We start from the raw sequence: 21,737 nt of genomic DNA on the forward strand, positions 1-21,737 counted from the left end.
CCGGCCTACTGCTCGTCGAACAGGCTCGTCACCGAACCGTCCTCGAACACCTCACGCACCGCACTCGCGATCGTCGGCGCGATCGACAACACCGTGATCTTGTCCAGATCCCCGCCCAGCTCACCCGGCGTCGGCAACGTGTTCGTGAACACGAACTCACTCACCCGCGAGTTCTTCAGCCGGTCCGCCGCCGGACCCGACAGCACACCGTGCGTCGCCGTCACGATGACATCCTCCGCACCATGCGCGAACAACGCGTCCGCCGCCGCGCAGATCGTCCCACCAGTGTCGATCATGTCGTCCACCAGCACACACACGCGGCCCTTCACCTCACCGACCACCTCATGCACGGTGACCTGGTTCGCCACGTCCTTGTCCCGCCGCTTGTGCACGATCGCCAGCGGCGCACCCAGCCGGTCACACCAACGGTCCGCCACCCGCACCCGGCCCGCGTCCGGAGACACCACCGTCAACTTGTCCCGCTGCACCTTCTCGCCCACATAGTCCGCGAGCAGCGGCAGCGCGAAAAGATGATCCACCGGACCGTCGAAGAAGCCCTGGATCTGGTCCGTGTGCAGATCCACCGTCAGCAGACGGTCCGCACCCGCGGTCTTCATCAGATCCGCGATCAGACGCGCCGAGATCGGCTCACGCCCACGGTGCTTCTTGTCCTGCCGCGCATAGCCGTAGAACGGCACGATCACCGTGATCGAACGCGCCGAAGCACGCTTCAACGCGTCGATCATGATCAACTGCTCCATGATCCACTGATTGATCGGAGCCGTGTGGCTCTGGATCACGAAACAGTCCGCGCCACGCGCCGACTCCTGATACCGAACATAGATCTCACCATTGGCGAAATCGAAGGCCTTCGTCGGAACAACCCCGACACCCAACTGCTGGGCGACCTCCTCGGCAAGCTCGGGGTGGGCGCGGCCGGAGAAGAACATCATCTTCTTCTCGCCGGTCGTCTTGATCCCGGTCACAGCACTGTCTCCTCAGAGGTGTCTCAGCAGGTGGGGTGCGGATGTGCACTTATCACGGTACGCCGTGTACGACCCGACCGTTTCCGGTCAGGCATCGCCTTCCTCCCGACGACCGGCAGCCTCAGCCGCCCTCGCCGCCGCGCTCCCCGGACGCTTCCGAGCCACCCAACCCTCGATATTCCGCTGCTGACCACGGGCCACAGCCAGCGAACCGGGCGGAACGTCCTTCGTGATCACGGACCCGGCAGCGGTGTACGCACCGTCCCCGACCGTGACAGGAGCCACAAACATATTGTCCGAACCCGTCTTGCAGTGCGATCCGACGGTGGTGTGATGCTTGCTCTCCCCGTCATAGTTCACGAACACACTCGCAGCACCGATGTTCGTGTACTCACCGATCGTCGCGTCCCCCACGTACGACAGATGCGGAACCTTCGTCCCCTCACCGATGGAGGCGTTCTTCGTCTCCACATACGTACCGATCTTGCCCTTCGCACCGAGCCGCGTACCCGGACGCAAATAGGCATACGGCCCCACGTTCGCCTCCGGCCCCACCACCGCGCCGTCCGCCACCGTGTTGTCCACCCGGGCCCCCGCACCGACCCTCGTGTCCGTCAGCCGGCTGTTCGGCCCCACCTCCGCGCCCTCACCGACATGCGTGGAACCATGCAACTGCGTACCCGGATGCACCACCGCATCCCGCTCGAACGTCACCGTCACATCCACCCACGTCGTCGCCGGATCGACGACCGTCACCCCGTCCAGCATCGCCCGCGTCAGCAACCGGTCGTTCAGAATCCGCCGCGCCTCGCTCAACTGCACCCGGTTGTTGATCCCCGCGATCTCACGGTGATCCCCGGCGACCGACGCCCCGACCCGGTGCCCGGCCTCGCGCAGGATCCCCAGCACGTCCGTCAGGTACTCCTCACCCTGACTGTTGTCCGTCCGCACCTTCTTCAACGCCTCCGCGAGCAACTGCCCGTCGAACGCGAACACCCCGGAGTTGATCTCCCGGACCGCCCGCTGCGCCTCGCTCGCGTCCTTGTGCTCGACGATCCCCGTGACGGCACCGGTCGCCTCGTCCCGGATGATCCGCCCGTACCCCGTCGCATCCGGCACCTCGGCGGTCAGCACGGTCACGGCGTTGCCGTCGGCGGAGTGCGTGGCGGCCAGCCGTTTCAGCGTCTCGCCGGTCAGCAGCGGGGTGTCCCCGCACACGACCACCACGGTCCCCTCCACCGACCCGCCCAGCCCCTCCAGGGCGATCCGCACGGCATGCCCGGTGCCGTTCTGCTCCTCCTGTACGGCGGTGCGCACGGCGGGGTCGATCTCGGCGAGCCGGGCACTGACCTTCTCCCTCGCATGCCCGACGACCACGACCAGGTTCTCGGGGTCCAACTCACGGGCGGCGGCCAGCACATGGCCCACCAGGCTGCGACCACAGATCTCGTGCAGGACCTTCGGTGTGGCCGACTTCATACGGGTGCCCTCACCCGCTGCGAGAACGACGACGGCTGCCGGGCGAATGGCGCTCACGGGGTTGCCCTTCGGCTTTGGGATGGGTGGGGACATCCGCAGGATACCGGGGCGTTTCAGCGGGGGGCATGGGAGCGGGCCCTGACTGTGCGGTCAGGGCCCGAACCGGCTAGCTCCCGGGGCAGGAGTCGAACCTGCGTCTTACCTGGATTCAAAGTCCAGTCGCCCCTACCGACAGAGCAACCCGGGAATGCCGGGGTCAGCCTACGGGGTTCGCTGTTTCGCTGCCACCACCACCCCGGACCGCCAGCCCTCGATGCGGCGGTATAGGTCCGCGCTCTTGAGGGCTTTGATCACCAGGCAGCCTCGGTACGTCTCGCCGGTGTTCTTACGGGTGGTCTTGGGGTTGTGCTTTTTGAGCGTCGTCTTGTTGAACGCAGACCTGTCGGCGCCGACGAACTCGGCCCAGTATTGTTCGGTGCCGGGCACGTCTGCCTGCTCGTGGATCATGACGCTGTAGCGAAGGTGCTCACGTGCGACGCCGAGCAGGTCGAGCCAGGCCAGGAACACCCGGATCATGCCAGGGTCGCTGTTGACGAAGGTGACCCGCTCGCGGCGGGCGTATGACTTGTCCTTGCTGCCCTCGGCCCAATACAGGCCCACGCCGACCAGGAACAGTTCGCGATCGGTCAGCTTGCCGATGTCCTCTGCGGCTACCCGCTTGGTGTGCCGGCGCTCCTCCTCTCTGATCTGCAGCTTGGCTTCCCAGCCCCGCCTCGCAATCGCTGAGGCTTCCTCTCTCGTCCGCTTTTTCCGCTCCGGCCTCGGTAGATCCCGCACCCACAGTGAGATCGAACTCTTCGAGCACCCCAGCTCCACCTGGATCTGGTCGTAAGTCCAGCCCTGGAGTCGGAGTTCCCTGGCTCTGTCCCGCAGGTCGTCCTTCGCGTTCGGCCGTTTTGTCCATTCCGGAGGGGGTTCGCCCTCCGGGAGGCGGTTGAGGATGTCGTTGTTGTCGACGCGCAGCCGGTCTCGGATCTGGCGTCGGCTGAGTCCCTCGCGTCGCAGTGCGACCGCCCGCTCCCGCAGGGTCTCGAAGTCGGCGTATCTGCCGTTTGGATGTGCCGTGGGCATACCGCCGCGGCGGAATCCGGGCTTCCGGGGTCGAACGGTGAGCGATTCAGCAGTTCGAGGGAAAGGGGGATGTTCGTGGCTGATCCGTCACGGAGTGTGGTGTAGGCCAGTCCCGGAAACTCACCGGAAAACCGGCCACGAACGACCGTAGGCTGGAGGCATGACCACGACGGGGGAAGACCATGCCACGGTCCGGGGAGGGCCGTGGTGGTGGGGCAGGTGGCGCGGTGCCGCCTTGGATGTGGGGCTTGCTGTCGCGTCCGCGGTGGAGTGTGCGTTCGAGGGGATCCGGTTCGCGCAGGACGCGGGGATTCCGCTGGTGGCGGGGATCGTGTTCGGGGTGGTGGCCGGGTCCGCGTTGCTGGTGCGGCGGAAGTGGCCGATAGCCGTCGTTCTCGTCTCGATCGCGATCACGCCGGCCCAGATGGGCTATCTGATGGGGATCGTCGGGCTGTACACGCTCGCCGCCTCGGAGTTGCCGCGCCGGATCATCGCCTCGCTCGCCGGTATGTCGCTCGTCGGCATGCTGATCGTGATGTTCGTGCGGGTGCGGCAGGACATGGCGCACGGGAATCTGGACCTGGGGGACTGGTTCGTGCCGTTCGCGTCGATCACGACGGCGATCGGGATGACCGCGCCGCCGCTGTTGCTGGGGCTGTACGTGGGGGCGCGGCGGCGGCTGATGGAGAGTCTGCGGGAGCGTGCGGACAGCTTGGAGCGGGAGTTGCAGTTGCTCGCGGAGCGGGCCGAGGAGCGTGCGGAGTGGGCGCGGGGTGAGGAGCGGACGCGGATCGCGCGGGAGATGCATGACGTGGTCGCGCATCGGGTGAGTCTGATGGTGGTGCATGCGGCGGCGTTGCAGGCGGTGGCGCGGAAGGATCCGGAGAAGGCGGTCCGCAATGCCGCGTTGGTGGGGGACATGGGGCGGCAGGCGCTGACGGAGTTGCGGGAGATGCTGGGGGTGCTCAGGAGCGGGGACGGTTCGGGGGGTGCGCGGCAGGCGGTTCCGTTGGCGGCGGTGGGGGTGGCTGCCGCGGTGGCCGCTTCGGGGGACGCCGATGAGGGTGAGGGGCCGTGTCTGTCGGAGTTGGAGGAGTTGGTGGGGCAGTCGGCGGCGGCGGGGATGGTGGTGGCGCTGTCGGTGGAGGGGGATGTGCGGTCGTATGCGGCGGAGATCGAGCAGACGGCGTATCGCGTGGTGCAGGAGGCGTTGACGAACGTGCACAAGCATGCGGCGGGTGCGAAGACGTATGTGCGGGTGGCGCACCGGGTGTCGGAGATCGCGATGCAGGTGGAGAACGAGCCGCCGCCGGAGATTGCGTCGGCGTCGGCGGCGAGGCTGCCGTCGGGGGGGAACGGGTTGGTGGGGATGAGGGAGCGGGTGACGGGGCTGGGTGGGGTGTTCGTGTCGGGGCCGACGGATGCGGGGGGTTTTCGGGTGTCGGCGGTGATTCCGGCGGTGTGAGTCTCGGGCGGGTCAGCCTGGTGTGAGGCGTAGGGGTTCGATGCCGGTGGTGAGGCCGGCGAGGGCTTGGTCGATGTCGGGGCCGAGGTACCAGTCGCCGGTGTGGTCGAGGGCGTAGACGCGGCCTTCGGTGTCGATGGCGAGGAGGGCGGCGGTTTCGGTTTCGGTGCCGAGGGGGCTGACCTCGGTGTCGAGGGCGCGGCCGAGGTCGGCGAGGGTGCGGGCCATGTGGAGGCCGTGGAGGGGGTCGACGTGGATCGCGGTGGGGGCGACTTGGCGGCCGGGGCCGGTGGGGGTGATGTGGAGGCCGCCGAATTCGGCCCAGGCCTCGACGGCGGCGGGGAAGACGGCGTGCCGGTGGCCGGCGGGTGAGGTGTGTTCGCGCAGGGTGTCGGCCCAGATCTCGGCTTGTTTTATGTCCCAGCGTCCGGGTTGCCAGCCGGCGGCACGCAGGGCGGCGTCGACGGGTACGGGGAAGCGTGTGCTGGTGGTGCGGTCGGGGTGCATCTGCCCTTCGATCGTCGAGTTCGCCGGTGTCGCTGTTCGGCTGGTGGGCCGTGTTGTCGTACGGGTGGGGTGGGGGTCAGTTGCCTGTGGCGGCTGGGTCGACGATGCGGACGCCGAAGTGGGCGCTGAGGGCGGTGCAGGCGCGGCAGGGTGTGGCGAAGCTGCCGTGGAGGGGGTCGCCGTCTTCGCGGATGCGTCGGGCGGTGAGTTTGGCCTGCTTGAGGGCTTTGCGGGCTTCGCCGTTGGTCATCGGGCGGCGGGCGGCGCGCTTGCTGCGGGCGGCGTCGGCGGCGGCTATGTGGCGGGAGATGAGGATCGTCTCGGCGCAGCGGCCGGTGAAGCGGTCGCGTTGGGCGCTGGTGAGGGTGTCGAGGAAGTCCTGCACGAGGGGGTGCAGGGGTGGTGGTTCCTCGCCGCGGGCGGCGGTGCCGGTGAGGGTGGCGCCGCGGACGGAGAGGGCGGCGGCGACGGTGGGGAGTATGCCGTCGCGTCGGTGCAGGAGGGTGGGTGCGACCGTGGTGGCGGTGGCGCTCCAGCCGATGCGGGGGTCGCCGGACACGGTGGTGGGCGTACCGGTGTGCGGTGCCGTGTGTGGTCCCGTCTGCGTCGCGTTCATGATCGTCTTTCCCTCCCGAGCATCCCCCGGAGGAGACAGAGTGCCAAACTCCGTTGCTGGTGCGGTAGCTGGGGCCGTGCGACACGCCCGGGTTTGGGCGTGCTGTCACGGCGGGGTGACGGCTGGTCACGGATGTGGAGGGGTGGTCGGCCGGTGCCCGGTGACCGGTGCGGGCGTACCGCATAGGCTGTCGGCACCGCTTTCGGGCGGGTGGCGTCGCGACGGAGGTCGGGACGGACGAGACAGTCGATACGGGGCGTGGTGGGGGCGGATGCCGGTCGCCGCGGGTCGTACCAGAGTGCCGCAGGGGGCAACCGCCATGACGACAGGTCGGCTCGGGCAGCAGGCCGCGCCGCCGAACGCGGCCTATGCCGGGCAGGTCGTGCACTTCCCGGATCCGGTTCGGGCGGCGCGTCACCCGAGAGGGGTACGGGTCGATGAGCGTGGTTATCCCGATTTCTCGCCGTATGCGCGGGCGGCGGCGGAGATCGCGGAGCCGCCGGAGGGTTTCGGGGTCGACGAGTTGCGGCTGACGGACTATGTGTCGGCGAACGCGGCGCTCGCGGCGAGTGGTCATGCGTTGTGGGACACGGTTCCGTCGGTGGCGACTCCGCACGGCTGGACGTGGCATCACGTGGTGGGTTCGCGGCGGCTGGAGCTGGTGCCGGTCGAGGTGAAGGCGTTGCTGCGGCATCACGGTGGGATCGCCACGGCGGGGGTGGACCAGGACAAGCGGGGCACGCGGCCGTTGCAGGAGACGCGTCCGGCGCATTTCGGGCTGCCGAAGTCGGGGGTGGCGGTGACGGAGGCGCAGGTGCAGGGGGTCGAGGAGGACCTCGGGTACCGGTTGCCGGGTGCGTACCGGTCGTTCCTGAAGGCGGCGGGCGGGTGTGCTCCGGTGGGGACCGCGTTGGACGCCGAGGTGGGGCTGTTGGTCGACCAGCCGTTCTTCACGGTGCGGGACGAGGCGGCGGTCAATGACCTGGTGTATGTGAACAAGTGTCTGCGTGACCATCTCACCAAGGACTATCTGGGGGTTGGTTTCGTGCAGGGCGGGCTGCTCGCGGTGAAGGTGCGGGGCGGGCGGACCGGTTCGGTGTGGTTCTGTGCCTATGACGACGCGCGTGACGTCGATCCGTCGTGGGCGCCGGCGGAGCGGGTGGAGCGTCTGCTGCTGCCGTGCGGTGAGGACTTCGATGTGTTCCTGTCCCGACTCGCCGGTTCTCCGCCGGAGTTGGAGACGGTGGCGAACCTGATGGTGGACGGCGGTTTCGCGCGGTCCGTGCCCGTGGCGGGGGAGTGAGCGGGGCGATGGTGACGTTCGCGCAGGCGCAGGAGCGCGCCGAGGAGTGGATCAACGGGGACGTGCCCTCGTACCAGCATCGTGAGGTGCGGGTACGGGAGTTCGAGCTCGGGTTCGTGGTGTGGGCGGAGGACCGGGCGGAGGGTCCGCGTTCCGACGGGGGCGCGCAGCGGCTGGTGATCGCCCGCGACAGCGGCGAGGCGACGCTGTGGCCCGCGCTGCCGGTGGGTGAGGTGATCCGCCGGTACGAGGAGGAGTACGGCCGTCCGGACGTGGACGAGGAGTCCGCGGCGCCGGCGGGGGCTTCCGCCCGGGTGGACCTGAACCAGACGTCTTTCCTGCTGAGCCCGCCGGAGTGGTTGCAGGAGGCGGCGGACAAGCTGGGCATCGGTGAACGGCGGGACGGGGCGCTTCCCGAGACGCAGCCCGGGGCTGCCATGGCGGCCTCCGGGGCCGTGGACGCTCCGGTCGCGCCGGACGTGCCCGCGGGGGCGACGCCGTGGGCGGGGACCGACACCAACGCGGACGCGGGCGAGGACCGGTCCGTGCCGCTGCCGGCGACCGTGTTCGCGCCGCCGTTGAACGACGTGGACGACACCCCGCCGGACGCCGAGACGGCCCTGATCTCGGGCGGCAGCCGGCTTCCGCCGACGGCGGTGACACCGGTCCCGGGTGACCGGGGCGAGCAGGGTGATCATGCGGCGCGGGGCGCGGGGGGCGGGCCGGGGGCGCCTGCCCGTCCCGAAGTGCCGGGTGCGCCGTCGTACGGGTATCCGCAGGGTGCGGGCGTGCCCGGTTCGGCGCCTCCCGGGGTGCCCGCGCCGGGTGCCGTGCCTCCGCCGCCGCCCGGCGCGCCGTCCTACGGGTACCCGCAAGGGCCCGGCGGGGCGCCGGGTGTGCCGCAGCCGCCGGGCCGGCCGGGGCTCGCGCCGAACGCCGGGGACATCGCTGACGCCGCGACCAGCAGGGCCGCTCCTCCCTCGCGCCGAGGGTCCGCTCCGCCGCCTCCGCCGGGTGCCCCTGGGGCGCCGGGTGCGCGGCCGGGGAGCCCGCCTCCGCCTCCGCCCGGTCCCGGCGCGGGCGGGTACGTGCCGACGCAGCTCGTCTCGGCCCTCGGCCCCGACGGGCCGGTGGGTGCTGCCGGTCCGCAGCCCCCGGGCGCGCCGCAGCCACCGGCCCCTCAGCCGCCCGGCGCCCCGGGTGCGTCGACCCCGCCTGGTGCACCGCCGTTTCCGGGTGCCCCGGGTACGCCGACCCCGCCCGGCCCACCGGTGCCGCCCGTCGCCGCCCATGCGTCCGCTGCCCCTGGCGCACCCCAGCCACCGAGTGCTCCGGGTGTCCCTGCTGCTCCCGGCGCCGCCCGGGCTGGGCACGGAGCCGTTCACCACGCGGAGACCGTCCTGGCGCCGCCGCCCGCCGGCGCTCCCGGCGCGCCCCCGCGCAGTGGCCCCGGCGTGCCGCCGCCCCCGCCGGCGCCCGGCGCGATGCCCCCTCCCGGGCAGCCCGGACCCGGTGTGATGCCTCCTCCGGGGCACCTCGTGCCCGGGCAGCAGCCGCCGGCGTACGGGTATCCGCCGCAGCCGAGTGGGCAGCCGACTGTCGGGCCGGGGTATCAGGCCGTGCTGCGGTACCGCGCGCAGGACGGTTCCGAGCAGCAGGTGATCCGGCGTTCCGCGCCGGGGACGCCGCATCCGGAGTGGCAGATCTTCCACGAGCTGCGCGGCCTGAACGTGCCGCCGGACCAGGTGCTGGAGCTGCACACGGAGTTGGAGTCCTGTGAACTGCCGGGCGCGTACTGCGCGCGGATGATCCGGGAGCAGTGGCCGCAGGCGCGGATCACGAGCATCGCGCCGTACGGCACGGACCACGCGAGCCGGCAGCAGGGTATGCAGCAACTCCTGGCGCACCAGGGCGAGTTGCACCAGGTGGCCGACGGGCCCGCGCGCCCGGCGCCGGTGCGTGCGCCGTTGCCGCCGGTGCAGGCGGCGCCGCCGGTGCCGCCGGAGGATGTGGCGCAGGAGCTGGCGGGGGCGTTCGGGCCGGGGACCTTCCGGTTCGAGCAGCAGGCCGTCTCCCGCCAGGGCGTGCCGCCGATCGTGGCGCAGTCGCTGGTGGTGGCGGGGCTGCCGCTGGACATGGGTCCGTTCTTCTGGGCGCAGGCCCAGCCGGGCCGTCCGGTGCCGACGCTCGCCGAACTGGCGCAGGAACGCGGCGTGCGGCCGGCCGCGGACGCGGGCTCCTACCTCGTGATGGGCAGCGACTTCGGCAAGGCGCTGTGCGTGCAGTACGGGACGGCGAACATCGTGGCCGTGCCGGTGGAGGCGGGGCCGGGCGGGGCGCCGGTGCCGCCGCAGTTCGTGAACTCGGGGCTGCCGGAGTTCCAGCGCTGCCTCGCTCTGCTCGGGCGGATGTGGCGGCTGAGGTTCGGTCTGAACCAGGAGCAGGCGGGCCGCTGGACCGTCGACTTCCAGGCCCAGCTGGCCTCCCTCGACCCGGCGGCGCTCGGTTCGCCGGAGAGTTGGTGGTCGGTGCTGCTCGAGCAGATGTGGGACGGGTTGCTGTAACCCCCACCTGGGCGTTTCTTGACGCCTTCGGGCCGGGCCCGGTCGTTGTGACCGGGCCCGGCCCTTTTGTGTGCTCGTTCCGACCGTGACGCGTGCGCGGAGTGTCAGGTTATGAGGACTTACGTCCGATACATCAAGATGTGCGCGAAATCATCATTTCGCGTCCGTTCGGCGGAGAGGGGTTCCAGGATGAGCAGCACAGCGGTCTCGCCCCACGGCTTCGGGGCCGTACGGGGGCGCGGCTACCGTCCCGAACAGGTCGACGCGTACGCCGCCGCGCTCTCGCACGACCGGGATGCCGCGTGGGAACGGGCCGCCCGGCTCACCGTGCTCGCCAAGGAGATGGAGGCGGAGGCGGCGCGGATGCGGGAGGCCGTGGCGCACCTCGCGCCGCAGTCGTACGAGTCCCTCGGGGAGGGCGCGCGGCGGCTGTTCGAGGTTGTGCGGGAGGAGGCGGCCGCCGTACGGGAGGGGGCGCGGCAGGAGGCTCGGCGCCTGGTGGAGGAGGCGCAGGCGCGTGCCGACGGCGTGCGGGATGCCGCGCAGGCGCATGCCGACAGTGTGCGCGCCGATGCCGAGGAACGCGCCCGGCAGCGGCTGCTAGCCGCGCAGGCCGAGGCCGAGGAGATCCGGGTCTCCACCCGGCGCGCGGTGAAGGAGGGCCGTGGTGAGGCGCTGGCCGCGCTCCGGGAGGTGCGCGGCCGGACCTCCGCGATGCTGGCCGAGCAGGCGGAGGAGTTCGCCGAGCGGCTGGCCGAGGTGGAGCAGGTGGAGGCCGCGCGGGCGGCCGCGCTGGACGCGCGGCAGGCCGAACGGGTGGCGCGCGCGGAGGCGGTGCTGTCCGAGGCGAAGCGGGAGTTCTCCGAGGCCGAGGAGGCCGCGCGGCAGGGCGAGGAGGAGGCGCGGGCCCGGGCGGCGGAGATTGTCGCCGAGGCGCGGGCCGGCGCCGAGCGGATCGCCCGCGAGACGGAGCGGGTGCTGCGCGAGCACGCCGAGCGGTGGGACGACGTGCAGGCGCAGATGGACAACGTCCGCGACAGCCTTACGGCGTTGACGGGATCGGCGCCCGGGGAGTGAACGGACTCCGGCGGGCGGGGGCGGGTCAGCCGCCTCTGCGTACCGCTCCGGCCAGGATCCAGCCCTCCACCGCCTCGTACTGGTGGCGCTGTTCCTCCGCAGTCCGCCGGCCGGACAGGGTTGTGCCCAGCCAGCCGAACAGGAAGCCCAGGGGGATCGTCACCAGGCCCGTCGTGGTGAACGGGAACCAGTTGAAGTCGGCTTCGGGGAAGGCGGACGCGGGGGAGCCGGAGACCAGGTTGGTGCCCGGCATCAGCAGCAGGACCGCGAGTGTGCCGCCGATCAGGGTGCACAGCAGGCCCGTTCGGGTGTAGCGGCGCCAGAAGAGGCTGTAGACCAGGGCCGGGGCGATGGCGGAGGCGCCGAGGCAGAAGGACAGGGTCACCAGGGGCTGCAGGCTGCGGTGTTGGACCAGGGTGGCCAGGAGGATGGCGGGTACGCCGACCGCCAGCGCCGAGATCCGGGCCAGGCCCATCTCGCGGCGCGCCGACAGCTCCCGTACGCGGGTGGCGAAGACGTCGTGGGCGAGGGAGTTGGCGCAGGCCAGGATCATGCCGGCGACGGAGGCGAGGAGGGTCAGGAAGATCGCCGTGGTCACCGTCGTGAACAGGAACGTCTCCGCCGTGGAGACGTCGGGGCCGAAGGCGGCCCGGGAGCCCAGCAGGTAGGCGGTGTTGCCCCGCGGGTCCGCCTGGGCGATCGCCGCCCGCCCGATCAGCGCCGTCGCGCCGAAGCCGACGACCGTCATGATGAGGACGAAGACGACCACCGCGGACACCGCCCAGGACATGGACCGCCGTACCTGACGGGCACTGTCGGCGGTGTACATGCGCATCGTGACGTGCGGGAGGCAGGCGCCGCCGACGACGACCGTCAGCTCCGAACTGATCATGTCCAGGCGGGGGTTGGGACTGCCCGCGAACTCCACGCCCGAGTGCAGGAAGGCGGTGCCGACCCCGCTCTGCGCGGCCGCCGCGTCGAACAGCGCACCCGGGTCCCAGTCGAAGCGCCGCAGCACCAGGGCGGCGACCACCGCACCCGACCCGAGCAGCATCACGATCTTCAGGATCTGGATCAGGGCCGTGCCCTTCATCCCGCCGATCGCGGCATAACTGATCATCAGCGCGCCCAGGCCGATGATGCAGCCCGTCTTCAGGGAGTCGCCGGAGAAGCCGAGGATGAACGCCAGCAGCTGCCCCGTGCCGGCGAGTTGGACCAGCATCAGGGGCAGCAGCGCGGCGATCGTCACCGCGCACGCGGTGACGCGCACCGAGCGTTGCGGCATCCGCCGTGCGAGAGCGTCGCCCATGGTGAACCGGCCCGCGTTGCGCAGGGGTTCGGCCAGCAGGAACATCAGCAGCATCAGCGACAGGGCGGTGCTGAGCGCGAGCACGATGCCGTCGTACCCGCACAGGGCGATGACCCCGCCCGTGCCCAGGACGCTCGCGGCGGAGATGTAGTCGCCGGCGATGGCGAGGCCGTTGCGCACGGGGGAGAGGGAGCCGTAGCCGGTGTAGAACTCGTCGAGGTCGTCGCGGTCGGGGCCGGTCATCACGCACAGCAGGAGCGTGATCGTGGCGATGGCGGAGAAGGCGACGAGGGACATGGCCTGGGCGTTGCCCGTGAAGCCGTTCGTCATCGGGTGGCCTCCCGCTTGGCGTCCACGGCGGACTGCGCGCGGATGCGGTCCGCGATCGGGTCGACGTAGCGGCGCGCGGTGTGCTCGTACAGGGCGATGGCGAGCCAGGTCACCGGGATCTGGACCAGCGCGAGCAGGAGTCCGGTCGGCAGCCCGTCGGTGACGCTGCTCGTCATGACGGACGGTGCGAAGGCCGACAGGACGAGGAAGAGCGTGAAGTAGCCGAGCGCGGTGAGCGAGGCGGTGCGGCGCTGCCAGCGGTAGGCGCTGCGCAGGATCCGCAGGTCGCTGTGGTGCCCGAGCGCGGGCCGCTGCGGACGGCGCCGGGGCGGCTCGGGCGGGTCCTCGATGGGCGGCTGCCAGGGGTAGGTGGCCTCGTAGGAGGGTGAGGAGTCGTGGTGCCGGTACTGCTGCGGGTAGGCGGGGCGGCGGTGCGGGTACGGGTCGTAGGACATCCCGTGCTCCTTGCGTGGCTCGGGTCCGGTGCGGCGGACCGCAGGGAGGGTGGGGGGTGTGCGGAGCCACGCACGCTACTCGCCGGTTTCGCGGGCGCGCGGCGTTTTCACCAAACTGGCCGGTCGGTATGCGCTTACTACACTGACCTGCGGTGTTACCGCCGTTAACTCGGATTTCTTGCTCCCCGCTTGACCCTGACGTCGCGGGAGGGTGGAGCCTTCGGTGGGCCGGTGGGTGGAGTCAACCCCGAGATCGGCTCCACCCGGCGGTGGACTCCCCCTAGGGGTTTCCTCCGTACTACGACTGGGGGAGGTTCGTCCCCCTGGAGGACGAGAGCGGGCACGGCCCGTCCTTAACCTGGCCTTACGCCGCTGAGGAGCGGCCGGGGAGCAGACCGGGGGACGGCCGGGGGGCGGTTCACCGAACCGGCGGGGGTGGGGTTTACCCCCGTACAAGAGGGTGCCGGGCACCAGCGCGCACGGCCCCTCGCACGACCAGACTCATCGACGTACCAGTTCTCGCGACTCACTGTTGACCGACATAGGAGACAAACCATGACTTCGGCCGTGACCATTCCCAGGCACGGGGGCACTGGAGGACGGACGGCCGTCGCCGCGCGGGCGCGGCAGGTCGTCAAGGCGTACGGGGCCGGGGAGACCCGCGTCGTCGCCCTCGACCATGTCGACGTGGACATCGCCCGCGGCCAGTTCACCGCGATCATGGGCCCTTCGGGGTCCGGCAAGTCCACCCTGATGCACTGCCTCGCCGGGCTCGACACCGTCACCAGCGGGCAGATCTACCTGGACGACACCGAGATCACCGGGCTCAAGGACAAGAAGCTCACCCAACTGCGGCGCGACCGGGTCGGGTTCATCTTCCAGGCGTTCAACCTGCTGCCGACGCTGAACGCGATCGAGAACATCACGCTGCCCATGGACATCGCCGGCCGCAAGCCGGACAAGCAGTGGCTGGCGCGCGTGGTGGACACGGTGGGTCTGTCCGACCGCCTCAAGCACCGGCCCACCCAGCTCTCCGGCGGCCAGCAGCAGCGCGTCGCCGTGGCCCGCGCACTGGCCGCCCGGCCCGAGATCATCTTCGGCGACGAGCCGACCGGCAACCTCGACTCGCGCGCGGGCGCCGAGGTCCTCGGCTTCCTGCGCAGGTCGGTCGACGAGCTCGGCCAGACCATCGTGATGGTCACGCACGACCCGGTGGCCGCCTCCTACGCGGACCGTGTGCTGTATCTCGCCGACGGCCGGATCGTCGACGAGATGTACAAGCCGACCGCCGAGGCCGTCCTGGACCGGATGAAGGACTTCGACGCCCGGGGGCGTACGTCATGACCGTGCTGAAGACCTCGATGCGCAACTTCTTCGCGCACAAGGGGCGCATGGCCCTCTCGGCGATCGCCGTGCTGCTGTCGGTGGGCTTCGTCTGCGGGACGCTGGTGTTCACCGACACCATGAACACCACCTTCGACAAGCTGTTCGCGGCCACCTCCTCCGATGTGACGGTCAGCGCGAAGGCCGCCTCCGACAGCGGTCAGACCACCTCCGGCAACGGCAGGCCACCGGTCATGCCGGCCTCCGTGGTCACCCAGGTGAGGTCGGCACAGGGGGTGAAGGCGGCGGAGGGGACCGTCTTCTCGACCTCGGTGACCGTGGTCGACGCGAAGAAGGACAACCTCTCGCCCTCCAGCGGCGCCCCGACCATCGTCGGCAGCTGGAACGGCAACGACGCCCGCACCATGAAGATCACCTCCGGTGCGGCGCCCCAGGGCTCCGGCCAGGTGATGGTCGACGCGGACACGGCCGGCAAGCACCACCTGAGGCTCGGTGACGAGATCGCCGTGATCAGCGCGGTCGGCACGCACCAGGCGCGGATCTCCGGCATCGCCTCCTTCCAGGTCACCAACCCCGGCGCGGCGATCTTCTACCTGGACACGCGGACGGCCCAGCTGACGCTGGTCGGGAAGACCGGGGTGTTCACCAACGTCAACGTCACGGCCGCCTCCGGGGTCAGTGACGCCCGGCTGAAGCAGAACGTCGTCTCGGCACTCGGCGGCCACTACAAGGTGCAGACCGCCAAGGAGACCGCCGACGCCAACCAGAAGAGCGTCGAGAGCTTCATGAACGTCATGAAGTACGCGATGCTCGGCTTCGCCGGGATCGCCTTCCTGGTCGGCATCTTCCTGATCATCAACACCTTCTCGATGCTGGTCGCCCAGCGCACCCGCGAGATCGGCCTGATGCGGGCCATCGGATCCAGCCGCAAGCAGGTCAACCGGTCCGTGCTGGCCGAGGCGCTGCTGCTGGGTGTGTTCGGTTCGGTCCTCGGGGTCGGCGCGGGCGTCGGGCTCGCGGTCGGGCTGATGAAGCTCATGGGCCACATGGGCATGCACCTGTCCACCGCCGACCTCACGGTGACCTGGACGACCCCGGTGGTCGGCCTGGTCCTCGGTGTCGTCGTGACCGTCCTCGCCGCCTATCTGCCCGCCCGCCGGGCCGGCAAGGTCTCCCCGATGGCCGCGCTGCGCGACGCGGGCGCCCCGGCCGACGCCCGCGCCGGTGTCGTACGGGCCGTGCTCGGCACGCTGCTGACCGCCGGCGGCGGCTTCGCCCTCTACCTGGCCGCGTCCGCCGACAAGGCGAGCGGCGGCTCGCTGTGGCTGGGGCTGGGCGTGGTGCTCTCCCTGATCGGGTTCGTGGTGATCGGCCCGCTGCTCGCGGGCGGTGTCGTCCGGGTCCTGGGCGCGGTGCTGCTGCGGGCCTTCGGGCCGGTGGGGCGGATGGCCGAGCGCAACGCGCTGCGCAACCCGCGCCGCACCGGTGCCACGGGCGCCGCCCTGATGATCGGGCTCGCGCTGGTCGCCTGTCTGTCGGTGGTCGGCTCCTCCATGGTCGCCTCGGCGACCGACCAGCTCGACAAGACCGTCGGCACGGACTTCATCATCCAGTCCGACGGCGGTCAGATGATCACTCCGCAGGCGGTCAAGGCCGTGAAGGCGACACCGGGGCTGTCCCGGGTCACCGAGTACCGGCCGACCACCGCCGACTACACCACGCCCGACGGCAAGACGCTCAAGGACACCGAGATCACGGCGGCCGACCCGACGTACGCCAGCGACCTGCGCAAGAAGACCGTCGCCGGCAACCTCGCGGACGCCTACCGGCCCGACTCGATGTCGGTGCACGAGAAGTTCGCCACCGCGCACGGCATCCACCTCGGCTCGAAGATCAAGGTCGCGTTCAAGGACGGGACCGCGGCCGAGCTGACCGTGCGGGCCATCACCACCAGCGACGACGTGATCGACCAGGGCGCGCAGTACACGTCCCTCGCCACGCTCGCCAAGTACGTGCCGGCCGACAAGATGCCGCTGGACCACATGGTCTTCGCGACGGCCAAGGACGGGCAGCAGGCCGCCGCGTACAAGTCGCTGAAGTCCGCGCTGCACGACTACCCGCAGTACAAGGTGCGCGACCAGACCGACTACAAGCAGGCGCTGAAGGACCAGATCGGGCAGCTGCTCAACATGATCTACGGCCTGCTGGCGCTGGCGATCATCGTCGCGATCCTGGGCGTGGTGAACACGCTGGCCCTCTCGGTGGTCGAGCGGACCCGGGAGATCGGCCTGATGCGGGCGATCGGTCTCTCCCGCCGCCAGATGCGCCGCATGATCCGCATGGAGTCCGTGGTGATCGCCCTCTTCGGCGCCCTGCTCGGCCTGGGCCTGGGCATGGGCTGGGGCGCGACCGCCCAGAAGCTCCTCGCCCTGGAGGGCCTGAAGGTCCTTCAGGTTCCCTGGTCGACGCTGGTCACGGTGTTCCTCGGCTCGGCGGTCGTGGGCCTGGTCGCGGCTCTGATCCCGGCCTTCCGGGCGGGGCGGATGAACGTCCTGAACGCGATCGCCACCGAATAGCCACCGCACACGGGGGTTGCGGGGGAGAGCCCGGCGCCGGGGAGTCCTGCGGGACTGCGCGGCGCCGGGCCGCCGCGTCCCCTCAGGCGGGCAGCACCTCGACGTCGTACTTGGGGATCCAGGTGTCGCGGGTGATGATCGTCAGGCCTTCGTGCTGGGCCTGCGCCACGAGCATGCGGTCGAAGGGGTCGCGGTGGTGCCACGGCAGCTCACTGACGCCGACGCTGTGCTCCATGGTGACCGGAAGCGGCTTGAACTGCAGGTCGCGGACGCGTTCGGGCAGGCCTGGGACATGGCCCGGTTTGCCCAGCGAGTACTTGAGGGCGACCTCCCAGGGAGTCACCGCGCTCATGTAGACCTCGGGCCGGGTGCGGAGCAGCTCCCTGAGGTCGTCGGACAGCTCGGGGGAGGCGTCCAGCCACCACAGAGCGATGTGGGTGTCGATCAGATAGCTCATCGTCGGTCACCGCATCCCGAACGCTTCGGCGATGTCGTCGGGCAGCTCGTCGAAGTCGTCGGGGATGTGGATCTGCCCCCGCAGAGCCCCGTGGTCCGTGCGACTCACCCGCTCCCGGAACGGCACCAATTTCGCCACCGGCTCCCCCGCCCGGCTGATGATGATCTCTTCCCCTGTCTCGACCAACTGCAGTATCCGGGAGAAGTTCGTCTTCGCGTCGTGGACGTTGTACTGCCGCTGGGCGTGCTGCGTGCTCATGAGCTCTCCCGACGTAGTGGACTAGGGGTTGGACTAGCCCTGGATCCAGGGTAGCCGCCCCTCCCTCCACCGGACCAGCGCATTCACTCCCCCGAGTGATCACCCCGTCCGCGACGTACCCTGGAGACCCCCGGCCCGCCACGCGTGTCGGGCCCTTCGTGTTGCCCACCCCGGACGAAAGCCGCCCCGAATGAGCCTGCACGGTCTGCTCGACGCCGTCGTCAAGGACCCCGCCCTCGCCGAAGCGATCCGTGCGGGTCAGGACGGCAACCGCATGCACGTCGACCTGGTCGGCCCCCCGGCGGCCCGCCCCCTCGCCATCGCGGCCCTGGCCCGCGAGACCGGCCGCCCGGTGCTGGCGGTGACGGCGACGGGGCGTGAGGCGGAGGACCTGGCGGCCGCGCTCAGGTCGCTGCTGCCGTCGGACGGGGTGGTGGAGTACCCCTCCTGGGAGACCCTCCCGCACGAGCGGCTCAGCCCGCGCAGCGACACCGTGGGGCGCCGGCTCGCCGTGCTGCGCCGACTCGCCCACCCGCGTCCCGACGACCCCGAGACCGGCCCGGTGTCCGTGGTCGTCGCGCCCGTACGGTCCGTGTTGCAGCCGCAGGTCAAGGGGCTCGGGGACCTGGAGCCGGTCGCCCTGCGGACCGGGCAGAACGCCGATCTGAACGAGGTCGTGGAAGCGCTCGCCGCCGCCGCGTACGCGCGCGTGGAGCTCGTCGAGAAGCGCGGCGAGTTCGCGGTGCGCGGAGGCATCCTCGACGTCTTCCCGCCGACCGAGGAACACCCCCTGCGCGTCGAGTTCTGGGGCGACGACGTCGAGGAGATCCGCTACTTCAAGGTCGCCGACCAGCGCTCGCTGGAGGTCGCCGAGCACGGCCTGTGGGCGCCGCCCTGCCGCGAGCTGCTGCTCACCGAGGACGTCCGCGCCCGCGCGCGTGCCCTCGCCGAGGAACACCCGGAGCTGGGCGAACTCCTGAACAGGATCGCCGAGGGCATCGCGGTCGAGGGCATGGAGTCCCTGGCCCCCGTCCTCGTCGACGACATGGAACTGCTCCTCGACGTGCTGCCCAAGGGCGCCATGGCCGTCGTGTGCGACCCGGAGCGCGTCCGCACGCGGGCCGCCGACCTCGTGGCCACCAGCCAGGAGTTCCTGCAGGCCTCCTGGGCGGCCACCGCGGGCGGCGGCGAGGCGCCCATCGACGTCGGAGCGGCCTCCCTGTGGTCCATCGCGGACGTCCGCGACCGGGCCCGCGAACTGGACATGATGTGGTGGTCAGTGTCGCCGTTCGCGGCCGACGAGGAGCTGACGGAGACATTTGCCGCTGACGCGGCGGGCGACACCCTCAAGCTCGGCATGCACGCCCCCGAGACCTACCGCGGGGACACCGCCAAGGCCCTCGCCGACACCAAGGGCTGGCTCGCCGACGGCTGGCGCACCGTGTTCGTCACCGAGGGCCACGGACCGGCCTCCCGTACGGTCGAGGTGCTGGGCGGCGAGGGCATCGCGGCCCGGCTCGACACCGACCTCGGGGCGATCTCGCCGTCCGTCGTGCACGTGGCGTGCGGCTCGATCGACTACGGCTTCGTCGACCCGGCGCTGAAACTGGCCGTCCTGACCGAGACCGACCTCTCCGGCCAGAAGGCGGCCGGCAAGGACGGCGCCCGGATGCCGGCCCGCCGCCGCAAGACCATCGACCCGCTCACCCTGGAGGCGGGCGACTACATCGTCCACGAGCAGCACGGCGTGGGCCGCTACATCGAGATGGTGCAGCGCACCGTGCAGGGCGCCACCCGCGAGTACCTGGTCGTCGAGTACGCCCCCGCCAAGCGCGGCCAGCCCGGCGACCGCCTCTACATCCCCACCGACCAACTGGAGCAGATCACCAAGTACGTCGGCGGCGAGGCCCCCACCCTGCACCGCCTGGGCGGCGCGGACTGGACGAAGACCAAGGCGCGCGCCAAGAAGGCCGTCAAGGAGATCGCGGCCGACCTCATCAAGCTCTACAGCGCGCGCATGGCGGCGCCCGGCCACGCCTTCGGCGGCGACACCCCCTGGCAGCGCGAACTGGAGGACGCCTTCCCCTACGCGGAGACCCCCGACCAGCTCACCACCATCGCCGAGGTCAAGGAGGACATGGAGAAGTCGGTCCCGATGGACCGCCTGATCTGCGGCGACGTCGGCTACGGCAAGACGGAGATCGCGGTGCGCGCCGCGTTCAAGGCCGTCCAGGACGGCAAGCAGGTGGCGGTGCTCGTGCCCACCACCCTCCTCGTCCAGCAGCACTTCGGGACGTTCAGCGAGCGCTACTCCCAGTTCCCGGTCAACGTACGGGCGTTGTCCCGCTTCCAGACCGACACCGAGGCCAAGGCGGTCCTGGAGGGCCTGCGGGAGGGCTCGGTGGACGTCGTCATCGGCACCCACCGCCTCTTCTCCTCCGAGACCAAGTTCAAGGACCTCGGCCTGGTCATCGTCGACGAGGAGCAGCGCTTCGGCGTCGAGCACAAGGAGCAGCTGAAGAAGCTGCGCGCCAACGTCGACGTCCTGACGATGTCCGCGACCCCGATCCCGAGGACCCTGGAGATGGCCGTGACGGGCATCCGGGAGATGTCCACGATCACCACCCCGCCCGAGGAACGCCACCCGGTCCTGACCTTCGTCGGCCCCTACGAGGAGAAGCAGATCGGCGCCGCGATCCGCCGTGAACTCCTGCGGGAGGGCCAGGTCTTCTACATCCACAACAGGGTCGAGTCCATCGACCGGGCGGCCTCCCGGCTGCGCGAGATCGTCCCCGAGGCCCGCATCGCCACCGCCCACGGCCAGATGTCGGAGTCGACCCTCGAACAGGTCGTCGTCGACTTCTGGGAGAAGAAGTACGACGTCCTGGTCTCCACGACGATCGTCGAGTCCGGCATCGACATCTCCAACGCCAACACGCTGATCGTGGAGCGCGGCGACAACTTCGGCCTCTCCCAGCTGCACCAGTTGCGCGGCCGGGTGGGCCGGGGCCGGGAGCGCGGTTACGCCTACTTCCTCTACCCCCCGGAGAAGCCGCTGACCGAGACCGCCCACGAGCGTCTGGCCACCATCGCCCAGCACACCGAGATGGGCGCGGGCATGTACGTCGCGATGAAGGACCTGGAGATCCGCGGCGCGGGCAACCTGCTCGGCGGCGAGCAGTCCGGCCACATCGCGGGCGTCGGCTTCGACCTGTACGTCCGCATGGTCGGCGAGGCGGTCGCGGACTACCGCGCCTCCCTGGAGGGCGGGGTCGAGGAGGAACCGCCGCTCGAGGTCAAGATCGAGCTTCCGGTCGACGCCCACGTCCCGCACGACTACGCGCCGGGCGAGCGCCTGCGCCTGCAGGCCTACCGCGCCATCGCCTCCGCCAACACGGAGGAGGACATCAAGTCCGTCCGCGAGGAACTCGTCGACCGCTACGGCAAGTTGCCCGAGCCCGTCGAGAACCTGCTGCTGGTCGCGGGCCTGCGCATGCTCGCCCGCGCGTGCGGCGTGGGCGAGGTCGTCCTGCAGGGCAACAACATCCGCTTCGCGCCGGTGGAGTTGAGGGAATCCCAGGAACTGCGGGTCAAGCGCCTCTACCCGGGGTCCGTCATCAAGCCGGCCGTGCACCAGGTTCTGGTGCCGCGCCCGAAGACGGCGAAGGTGGGCGGAAAGCCGCTCGTCGGGCGGGAGTTGCTGGGCTGGGTGGGCGAGTTCCTGACGTCGATCCTCGGGTCGTGACACTCGACTCGGGGCGCGCGCAAGGCTCGTGACGCAGGGCTGAGGCCGTCCGCGGAACTCCGGTTCCGCGGGCCGCCTCACCCCGGCCCCTCGGGCTACCGCTGGGGGGGCCGGGCACCGTGCACCCCGAGTTTG

At 70.8% G+C, this 21,737-nt stretch carries 16 protein-coding genes and 1 tRNA gene; 7 read left to right on the top strand and 10 right to left on the bottom strand.

The annotated features are described in order from the left end of the window. Window positions 1-5 precede the first annotated feature (5 nt). The 4 genes from ACIRVK_RS19645 to ACIRVK_RS19660 form a co-directional block, all read right to left on the bottom strand. The gene (locus ACIRVK_RS19645; RefSeq protein WP_404248630.1) at window positions 6-986 is read right to left on the bottom strand and encodes a ribose-phosphate diphosphokinase; all 981 of its coding nucleotides are present in this window, start codon (window positions 984-986) and stop codon (window positions 6-8) included. 87 nt (window positions 987-1,073) lie between these two features. Beyond that, window positions 1,074-2,522: a bifunctional UDP-N-acetylglucosamine diphosphorylase/glucosamine-1-phosphate N-acetyltransferase GlmU gene (glmU, locus tag ACIRVK_RS19650; protein WP_404248632.1), complete on the bottom strand. Its 1,449-nt coding sequence runs from the start codon at window positions 2,520-2,522 to the stop codon at window positions 1,074-1,076. Window positions 2,523-2,635: 113 nt separating this feature from the next. After that, window positions 2,636-2,712, bottom strand: a tRNA-Gln gene (locus ACIRVK_RS19655). Between the two features lie 14 nt (window positions 2,713-2,726). Next, window positions 2,727-3,596: a hypothetical protein gene (locus tag ACIRVK_RS19660; protein ID WP_404248634.1), complete on the bottom strand. Its 870-nt coding sequence runs from the start codon at window positions 3,594-3,596 to the stop codon at window positions 2,727-2,729. 160 nt (window positions 3,597-3,756) lie between these two features. On the opposite strand from ACIRVK_RS19660, the gene ACIRVK_RS19665 reads away from it, so the two are divergent. Next, window positions 3,757-5,061, top strand: coding sequence for a sensor histidine kinase (locus ACIRVK_RS19665; protein ID WP_404248636.1), 1,305 nt, complete (start codon window positions 3,757-3,759; stop codon window positions 5,059-5,061). A gap of 12 nt (window positions 5,062-5,073) precedes the next feature. On the opposite strand, the gene ACIRVK_RS19670 is transcribed toward ACIRVK_RS19665, so the two are convergent. Then, the gene (locus tag ACIRVK_RS19670; protein ID WP_404248638.1) at window positions 5,074-5,568 is read right to left on the bottom strand and encodes an SUKH-3 domain-containing protein; all 495 of its coding nucleotides are present in this window, start codon (window positions 5,566-5,568) and stop codon (window positions 5,074-5,076) included. Window positions 5,569-5,644: 76 nt separating this feature from the next. Next, a complete protein-coding gene (locus ACIRVK_RS19675) occupies window positions 5,645-6,184 on the bottom strand; it encodes a YwqJ-related putative deaminase (protein ID WP_404248640.1) in 540 nt (179 codons plus the stop codon). A gap of 319 nt (window positions 6,185-6,503) precedes the next feature. On the opposite strand from ACIRVK_RS19675, the gene ACIRVK_RS19680 reads away from it, so the two are divergent. The 3 genes from ACIRVK_RS19680 (at window position 6,504) to ACIRVK_RS19690 (ending at window position 11,128) form a co-directional block, all read left to right on the top strand. After that, window positions 6,504-7,487 (top strand): SMI1/KNR4 family protein, encoded by a 984-nt coding sequence (locus ACIRVK_RS19680; protein WP_404248744.1) that lies wholly within the window; start codon window positions 6,504-6,506, stop codon window positions 7,485-7,487. 8 nt (window positions 7,488-7,495) lie between these two features. Next, window positions 7,496-10,051 (top strand): SUKH-4 family immunity protein, encoded by a 2,556-nt coding sequence (locus ACIRVK_RS19685; RefSeq protein ID WP_404248642.1) that lies wholly within the window; start codon window positions 7,496-7,498, stop codon window positions 10,049-10,051. A 189-nt stretch (window positions 10,052-10,240) separates the two neighbouring features. Next, the gene (locus ACIRVK_RS19690) at window positions 10,241-11,128 is read left to right on the top strand and encodes a cellulose-binding protein (protein ID WP_404248644.1); all 888 of its coding nucleotides are present in this window, start codon (window positions 10,241-10,243) and stop codon (window positions 11,126-11,128) included. Window positions 11,129-11,153: 25 nt separating this feature from the next. Here ACIRVK_RS19690 and ACIRVK_RS19695 read toward each other — a convergent pair whose 3' ends face one another. Together ACIRVK_RS19695 and ACIRVK_RS19700 are read right to left on the bottom strand one after the other, a co-directional pair. Beyond that, window positions 11,154-12,767 carry a cation acetate symporter gene (locus ACIRVK_RS19695; protein ID WP_404248646.1) on the bottom strand — a complete coding sequence of 538 codons (1,614 nt, stop codon included), beginning with the start codon at window positions 12,765-12,767 and terminating at the stop codon, window positions 11,154-11,156. After that, window positions 12,764-13,222, bottom strand: coding sequence for a DUF485 domain-containing protein (locus tag ACIRVK_RS19700; protein ID WP_404248648.1), 459 nt, complete (start codon window positions 13,220-13,222; stop codon window positions 12,764-12,766). Before ACIRVK_RS19700 ends, ACIRVK_RS19695 begins: the two co-directional genes overlap by 4 nt. 555 nt (window positions 13,223-13,777) lie before the next feature. On the opposite strand from ACIRVK_RS19700, the gene ACIRVK_RS19705 reads away from it, so the two are divergent. Together ACIRVK_RS19705 and ACIRVK_RS19710 are read left to right on the top strand one after the other, a co-directional pair. After that, window positions 13,778-14,566, top strand: coding sequence for an ABC transporter ATP-binding protein (locus ACIRVK_RS19705; protein WP_404248650.1), 789 nt, complete (start codon window positions 13,778-13,780; stop codon window positions 14,564-14,566). Beyond that, window positions 14,563-17,142 carry an ABC transporter permease gene (locus ACIRVK_RS19710; RefSeq protein WP_404248652.1) on the top strand — a complete coding sequence of 860 codons (2,580 nt, stop codon included), beginning with the start codon at window positions 14,563-14,565 and terminating at the stop codon, window positions 17,140-17,142. The genes ACIRVK_RS19705 and ACIRVK_RS19710 overlap by 4 nt, the downstream gene beginning before the upstream one ends. A gap of 82 nt (window positions 17,143-17,224) precedes the next feature. On the opposite strand, the gene ACIRVK_RS19715 is transcribed toward ACIRVK_RS19710, so the two are convergent. After that, window positions 17,225-17,599, bottom strand: coding sequence for a type II toxin-antitoxin system VapC family toxin (locus tag ACIRVK_RS19715; RefSeq protein ID WP_404248654.1), 375 nt, complete (start codon window positions 17,597-17,599; stop codon window positions 17,225-17,227). Between the two features lie 6 nt (window positions 17,600-17,605). Beyond that, entirely contained in the window at window positions 17,606-17,857 is a 252-nt protein-coding gene (locus tag ACIRVK_RS19720; protein WP_404248656.1) for a type II toxin-antitoxin system Phd/YefM family antitoxin, read from the bottom strand. Window positions 17,858-18,047: 190 nt separating this feature from the next. On the opposite strand from ACIRVK_RS19720, the gene mfd reads away from it, so the two are divergent. Continuing rightward, window positions 18,048-21,602 carry a transcription-repair coupling factor gene (mfd, locus tag ACIRVK_RS19725; protein ID WP_404248658.1) on the top strand — a complete coding sequence of 1,185 codons (3,555 nt, stop codon included), beginning with the start codon at window positions 18,048-18,050 and terminating at the stop codon, window positions 21,600-21,602. Window positions 21,603-21,737 lie beyond the last annotated feature (135 nt).

It is taken from the genome of Streptomyces sp. NPDC101152 (assembly GCF_044768275.1).
In the GTDB taxonomy this organism is placed as follows: Bacteria; Actinomycetota; Actinomycetes; order Streptomycetales; family Streptomycetaceae; genus Streptomyces.

Coding starts and splice junctions, on each gene's coding strand:
- ACIRVK_RS19680 (WP_404248744.1), top strand. CDS start 6,504: ATGACGACAGGTCGGCTCGGGCAGCAGGCCGCGCCGCCGAACGCGGCC.
- ACIRVK_RS19695 (WP_404248646.1), bottom strand. CDS start 12,767: ATGACGAACGGCTTCACGGGCAACGCCCAGGCCATGTCCCTCGTCGCC.
- ACIRVK_RS19685 (WP_404248642.1), top strand. CDS start 7,496: ATGGTGACGTTCGCGCAGGCGCAGGAGCGCGCCGAGGAGTGGATCAAC.
- ACIRVK_RS19715 (WP_404248654.1), bottom strand. CDS start 17,599: ATGAGCTATCTGATCGACACCCACATCGCTCTGTGGTGGCTGGACGCC.
- ACIRVK_RS19670 (WP_404248638.1), bottom strand. CDS start 5,568: ATGCACCCCGACCGCACCACCAGCACACGCTTCCCCGTACCCGTCGAC.
- mfd (WP_404248658.1), top strand. CDS start 18,048: ATGAGCCTGCACGGTCTGCTCGACGCCGTCGTCAAGGACCCCGCCCTC.
- ACIRVK_RS19720 (WP_404248656.1), bottom strand. CDS start 17,857: ATGAGCACGCAGCACGCCCAGCGGCAGTACAACGTCCACGACGCGAAG.
- ACIRVK_RS19690 (WP_404248644.1), top strand. CDS start 10,241: ATGAGCAGCACAGCGGTCTCGCCCCACGGCTTCGGGGCCGTACGGGGG.
- ACIRVK_RS19660 (WP_404248634.1), bottom strand. CDS start 3,596: ATGCCCACGGCACATCCAAACGGCAGATACGCCGACTTCGAGACCCTG.
- ACIRVK_RS19665 (WP_404248636.1), top strand. CDS start 3,757: ATGACCACGACGGGGGAAGACCATGCCACGGTCCGGGGAGGGCCGTGG.
- ACIRVK_RS19705 (WP_404248650.1), top strand. CDS start 13,778: ATGACTTCGGCCGTGACCATTCCCAGGCACGGGGGCACTGGAGGACGG.
- ACIRVK_RS19710 (WP_404248652.1), top strand. CDS start 14,563: ATGACCGTGCTGAAGACCTCGATGCGCAACTTCTTCGCGCACAAGGGG.
- ACIRVK_RS19700 (WP_404248648.1), bottom strand. CDS start 13,222: ATGTCCTACGACCCGTACCCGCACCGCCGCCCCGCCTACCCGCAGCAG.
- ACIRVK_RS19675 (WP_404248640.1), bottom strand. CDS start 6,184: ATGAACGCGACGCAGACGGGACCACACACGGCACCGCACACCGGTACG.